The organism is Lachnoclostridium sp. An14 (assembly GCF_002160755.1).
Classification (GTDB): domain Bacteria; phylum Bacillota; class Clostridia; order Lachnospirales; family Lachnospiraceae; genus Lachnoclostridium_A.
Map to the genome: position 1 here is coordinate 1 of NZ_NFLE01000069.1, position 4,999 is coordinate 4,999.

The following is a 4,999-nucleotide window of genomic DNA, read 5'->3' on the forward strand; positions in this document are numbered from 1 at the left end:
CAGAAAGAATAGTATGAGTATACCGCTAATGGGGAAGATGTGAAAGGATAAGAGCTATTTGTGAAAAGGTAAAAGCTAGACGGGGGTGTGAGAGTAGAATTTAACTTTACATTTCACATCACAGAAAAAAATCAAAAAGAGCTTGACAAGTTAGTACAGCTATTATATAATATCTTCGTTGCGTAACGCGATAGTCCTCCTTAGCTCAGTCGGTAGAGCATGCGGCTGTTAACCGCAGTGTCGTTGGTTCGAGTCCAACAGGGGGAGTTGAGAGCATGAGGCAAATTTAGAGAGTGCTCGAATGAGGCCCCATGGTCAAGCGGTTAAGACATCGCCCTTTCACGGCGGTAACACGGGTTCGATTCCCGTTGGGGTCATTTCGCCGATGTGGCTCAATTGGCAGAGCAGCTGATTTGTAATCAGCAGGTTATCGGTTCGAGTCCGATCATCGGCTTGGTTTATCCAATATATTTGGACCTTTAGCTCAGTTGGTTAGAGCAACCGGCTCATAACCGGTCGGTCCTGGGTTCGAGTCCCCGAAGGTCCACTAACCCTGAACTAAAATATATCATCTATTTGGCCCGGTGGCTCAGTTGGTTAGAGCGCCGCCCTGTCACGGCGGAGGTCGTGGGTTCGAGTCCCATCCGGGTCGCTTTTTATTGCCTTTTTGGCAGTAAAAGTTTGGGGTCTTAGCTCAGCTGGGAGAGCATCTGCCTTACAAGCAGAGGGTCACAGGTTCGAGCCCTGTAGGCCCCATTCCCGGCCGGCGTGGCGGAACTGGCAGACGCACAGGACTTAAAATCCTGCGGGACTTACCTCCCGTACCGGTTCGATTCCGGTCGCCGGCATCAATGAATTGAGAGAATTACTGTGAATAGCAGTAGTTCTCTTTTTTTGTGTCATAAGAAACTGTGTCCTGTCTCCTATGCCGCAAAAGCAAAGTTTCTGGAGGCGCACCCGCACAGAAGAAACCGGTTGGCTGACGCGGCCGTGCCCCGGCGGAATATACGTGGCTGCGCACACTTTCTATTATAAAAATGTGATTTAACCGAGCGGACTCCCATTTTACACAGCAGGGTCAGCGTGCTGTGGAGCGTGTAAATCCTTCATAATCCTTACAAATTCCGCGGCTACCGGGGTTAAATCCTGCAGGTCGTGGGCGAAAAAGCCGATGTCAAAGGAAATGTGGGGGCTGACAGGACTGAAAGGAACATCTCCGATCAGAGAGCGCAACGTATATTCAGATACAATGCCGGTGCCGATCCCATCGTTGACCATGTGGATGGCAGCCTCTGGGGTTTGAACCAGCAAAACCTTATCAGAACGGAAGGAATTTTTTCTGGGGAGATATTCCAGGATTGTCTCATAGGCAGGCCGGTTGATGATGAGCGTCCCGGAGTCGGTGTTCAGATTGACTTCCTCCGCGGTCTGTCCATGGGGCAGAAGGGCCACCATATGGTCGTGAATCAGGCTGAAGGAATCAAATTTCCAGAAAGGGGCGCAGGATACGGCAAAATCCACTTCATGGTCTTCGACCATGCGGACTAAATCCTTTGGCGTTCCTTCCCGGATTTCCACCAGGACATCGGGAAACAGGGTCTGATATTGTTTTAAGGTCTTGGAAATGATGGTGGAGGTCAGTGAAACCAGAGACGCGATGCGGAGCCTTCCGCCGATAAAATGCTTTTCCTTGTATGCGACCTGGCTGATACGGTTGTCAATGTCCGCCATCTGTTTGGCCAGAGAAAGGATCTTTTCTCCGGCGTCGGTTAAGACCATGCCGTTTCGTTTGTCACGGAAGAAAAGCTTTACTTCTAATTCTTCCTCCAGCTTGGAAAGGGCGTTGCTCACGGCAGGCTGGCTGATATAGAGGGTTTTTGCCGCCTTAGTGAGATTTCCGTACTCGGCGGCTTTTATAAATATTTCCAGATTTCGGTTGTACATCATAATTTCATTATCACCCGTCTCTAAAATTGAAATGTCTCTTATGGAAACTATAACATAAGAACATAGGCGGTGCAATAGAAACTCCATCATCACTGTTTTATTATGAACCTATTATATAATTGGAATTTTACTTATTAAGAACGGAATCGTATAATTACCATAGAAACGAAAACAACAAGGAATCAAAATGAGGTGAATGTGGAATGAAAACAATTTTTATTACCGGCGCATCTTCCGGAATCGGAAGGGAGACAACCAAGTATTTTGCAGGACAGGGCTGGCGGGTGATCGCTACGATGAGAAACCCGCAGAAGGCGGGAGAGTTGGCGGAGTTTCCCCATGTTGTGATTATGCCGCTGGATTTGATGAACCCGGAGCAGATCCGCGAGACCTGTCAGAAAGCGCTGGCGGAGTACGATGTGGATGTGCTGTTCAACAACGCCGGCTACGGGATGATGGGGCCCTTTGAGAAACTGCCGGAGCATGAAATCCGCAGGCTTTTTGATACGGATGTGATCGGAACCATGCTGGTGACGCAGCAGTTTATTCCCCATTTTAAGGGGCGCAGAGGCGGCGCGATCCTGACGACGACCTCTCTGGCGGGAATCATTGCGCTCCCCCGAGACGGTGCCTATGGCGCGGCGAAACGGGCTCAGCAGGGAATGGTGGAGTCTCTGTACTATGAGCTGAAACCTTTCGGCGTAAAGGTGGCGGCCATGATTCCTGGGGGAACGAATACGAACTTTCAGACGCCAGTCAATATCCTGGATGGTTACGAGGAGGCTGCGGCCAGACAGCGGGAATACCTGCTGGACGGAAACGCCGCGTTCCCCGGGCCGGAGGAGGCCGCGGCGGCGGTGTGGACTGCGGTAAATGACGGCAAGGATCAGATCAACTATCCCACGGACCGTGTGTGCCGGAAACTGTATGACCAGTATCAGAGCGTGAATGTGGAGGAGTTCAAAATTTCTTTTTATGACCGTATTTTTAGCGGTGTGGGGAGATAGAAGTCTCTGGCGAGATACGCATTCCGCTCAGAAGAAACTGGCAGCTGATCCGGCTGCGCCCTGCCGGAATATGCGCGGCTGCGCACACTTTTTTACAAATTTTAAAACAGGAATTGTCGGAGATGGGTGATAGGGAACCGGCATCGTTTCCGACAGTAAAAATCCAGCTTGAGTCGTCCCCTTATGGGGACCGGGCTGGATTTTTGGCGTATTTTAATAAAGCTCTCTCATGTCTGCCTTTTTATGCGAATTCCCGGCGCTTTTCCGGGAAACTCTTGGACTCGTACAGCCCGTTTGTTCCCTTGGGCTTTGGCGCATTTTTCTTTATAAGGGCATTCCGGCACAGTAAAAATAAAAAAATTCCCCTTATCTATATTTTTATATAGAACGAAATTTAGGATCCTGCTATCTTTACCTTACAATCAATCAAGCATTGATGGTTTCATTGGAACAGCAGGCAACCAGCTTTGGATAATCCGTGATTTCAATCCATTTGCGATGAGAGACAACAATTCCGCTGTTTCGGAGCTTGGCTAAATTATTGGAAACATTCACTAGGCTGATGGCCAGAATATCGGCAATCTCCTGCTGTGTCAGTTCGATCCGGCGGGGAGTTCCAGTTGGAGAATGGAGAGAAAACAGGTACAGAAGATTGCATACCTTGATGAACGTGTTATTGTAATCCTGATGAGCGGATTCGTAGACAAACAAATTTATGTACATGGAATACGTCTCCAGAACACGCGCGTTTAAGGCCATATTTTCCTGGTACATCCGGTAAAAATCTTCCCTGGTAAATTCCAAGGTTTCCACCCTGGTTAAAGCTTCTGTTCCCATGGACGCCTCAATCTTGAAAGAAATGTATTTGGAAAAGAATGGAATTTATGCGTTCCAGAAAATATATTACAGTTGGTAAATGAAGGGGGGGGGGAAACGTTTGTTTAACTACACGAAAGCCGAATTGGCTGAAATGGCCAGAAAATTTTATTCGTGATACCCTGGAAAAGGTTGTGAGGCTTAGCGAAACTCTGGATTATATAAATGGTAATCCGATTATGAAAAAATGCTTGGCACTAAAAGGCGGTACAGCAATTAACCTGACGGTCTTTAATCTTCCAAGATTGTCAGTTGATATTGATTTGGATTATTGTTCTGAGGAAAACCGGGAGGAAATGATGTTTCGGAGAAAAGAAATATCAGAGCATCTAAAGTTATATATGCACACACAGGGATATACGTTAAGCCCTCAGAGCAAAAGCCGCCATAGCCTGGATTCTTTTGTCTTTTCTTATATCAATCTGGGAGGGATAAAGGATAATATAAAAGTGGAAATAAATTATTCTCTGCGGAGCCATCTATTCGAGCCAGAGGATAAACGAGTGTTGCCGGATGTGATTGATACAAAAAATGTGATTACGGTTCTTCAGCCCATAGAACTTTTTGCGGCAAAAATCAACGCATTGCTCAGCCGAGCGGCGGTCAGAGACCTCTATGATACATATAACATGATTCGTGCGGGATTATTTCAAAATGAAGAATATGAATTGTTGAGAAAGGCCGTTATATTTTATACGTCAATATCGCAGGAGGAAATACCTGAAAAATATGATGTTGATACGATTGATCGAATCAGTATTAAAAAGATCAGGACAGACTTACTTCCCGTCATTCAAAAGGGAGAGTTTATTGACCTTGAGAAAATAAAGAGCAGAGTAAAAGAGTTTCTGGCTGCTTTAATGGTTCTTACTGCGGAAGAACAGGAATTTTTAGAGCAGTTTAATAAAAAGATATATGCTCCAGAACTGCTTTTTGATGATGAACAAATTATCAACCGCATAAAATCACATCCAATGGTGTTATGGAAGATGCAGGAGCATTGAAAATTGGTATCTATATATAAAATGGAGCATGAAACTGCAGGAAATCCCCACGACAAACGCACGAATGAACAAATTATGAACATCCGTCTTTTTTCTGGTATACTAAAAGAAAAAAGGATGGGATGTTATGAAAGAAGTGTTAGATTTTGTAAGTACGGTGACGGA

At 46.2% G+C, this 4,999-nt stretch carries 4 protein-coding genes and 7 tRNA genes; 9 read left to right on the forward strand and 2 right to left on the reverse strand.

Annotated elements, in window-relative coordinates:
* Window positions 1–194: 194 nt before the first annotated feature.
* The 7 genes from B5E84_RS19890 to B5E84_RS19920 all read left to right on the forward strand — a co-directional run bounded on the left by B5E84_RS19890 (window position 195) and on the right by B5E84_RS19920 (window position 848).
* Window positions 195–267 (forward strand) — tRNA-Asn (locus B5E84_RS19890).
* A 38-nt stretch (window positions 268–305) separates the two neighbouring features.
* Window positions 306–377: transfer RNA gene (locus tag B5E84_RS19895), tRNA-Glu, on the forward strand.
* Window positions 378–381: 4 nt separating this feature from the next.
* Window positions 382–454, forward strand: a tRNA-Thr gene (locus B5E84_RS19900).
* A 19-nt stretch (window positions 455–473) separates the two neighbouring features.
* Window positions 474–547, forward strand: a tRNA-Ile gene (locus tag B5E84_RS19905).
* Between the two features lie 31 nt (window positions 548–578).
* Window positions 579–652 (forward strand) — tRNA-Asp (locus tag B5E84_RS19910).
* A gap of 31 nt (window positions 653–683) precedes the next feature.
* Window positions 684–756: transfer RNA gene (locus B5E84_RS19915), tRNA-Val, on the forward strand.
* Between the two features lie 6 nt (window positions 757–762).
* Window positions 763–848 (forward strand) — tRNA-Leu (locus B5E84_RS19920).
* A 217-nt stretch (window positions 849–1,065) separates the two neighbouring features.
* Here B5E84_RS19920 and B5E84_RS19925 read toward each other — a convergent pair.
* Window positions 1,066–1,947: a LysR family transcriptional regulator gene (locus tag B5E84_RS19925; protein ID WP_162612913.1), complete on the reverse strand. Its 882-nt coding sequence runs from the start codon at window positions 1,945–1,947 to the stop codon at window positions 1,066–1,068.
* 203 nt (window positions 1,948–2,150) lie between these two features.
* Here B5E84_RS19925 and B5E84_RS19930 point away from each other — a divergent pair, with 203 nt between their 5' ends.
* Entirely contained in the window at window positions 2,151–2,954 is an 804-nt protein-coding gene (locus tag B5E84_RS19930) for an SDR family NAD(P)-dependent oxidoreductase (protein WP_087226639.1), read from the forward strand.
* A gap of 426 nt (window positions 2,955–3,380) precedes the next feature.
* Here B5E84_RS19930 and B5E84_RS19940 read toward each other — a convergent pair whose 3' ends face one another.
* Window positions 3,381–3,791: a Crp/Fnr family transcriptional regulator gene (locus tag B5E84_RS19940; protein ID WP_087226645.1), complete on the reverse strand. Its 411-nt coding sequence runs from the start codon at window positions 3,789–3,791 to the stop codon at window positions 3,381–3,383.
* Window positions 3,792–3,964: 173 nt separating this feature from the next.
* On the opposite strand from B5E84_RS19940, the gene B5E84_RS19945 reads away from it, so the two are divergent.
* Window positions 3,965–4,834 (forward strand): nucleotidyl transferase AbiEii/AbiGii toxin family protein, encoded by an 870-nt coding sequence (locus B5E84_RS19945; protein ID WP_242963452.1) that lies wholly within the window; start codon window positions 3,965–3,967, stop codon window positions 4,832–4,834.
* The last annotated feature ends 165 nt before the right edge of the window (window positions 4,835–4,999 follow it).

Bases quoted from the DNA above. Each gene is read 5' to 3' on its own strand.
- B5E84_RS19940 (WP_087226645.1), bottom strand. From the start codon at position 3,791: ATGGGAACAGAAGCTTTAACCAGGGTGGAAACCTTGGAATTTACCAGG.
- B5E84_RS19925 (WP_162612913.1), bottom strand. From the start codon at position 1,947: ATGATGTACAACCGAAATCTGGAAATATTTATAAAAGCCGCCGAGTAC.
- B5E84_RS19930 (WP_087226639.1), top strand. From the start codon at position 2,151: ATGAAAACAATTTTTATTACCGGCGCATCTTCCGGAATCGGAAGGGAG.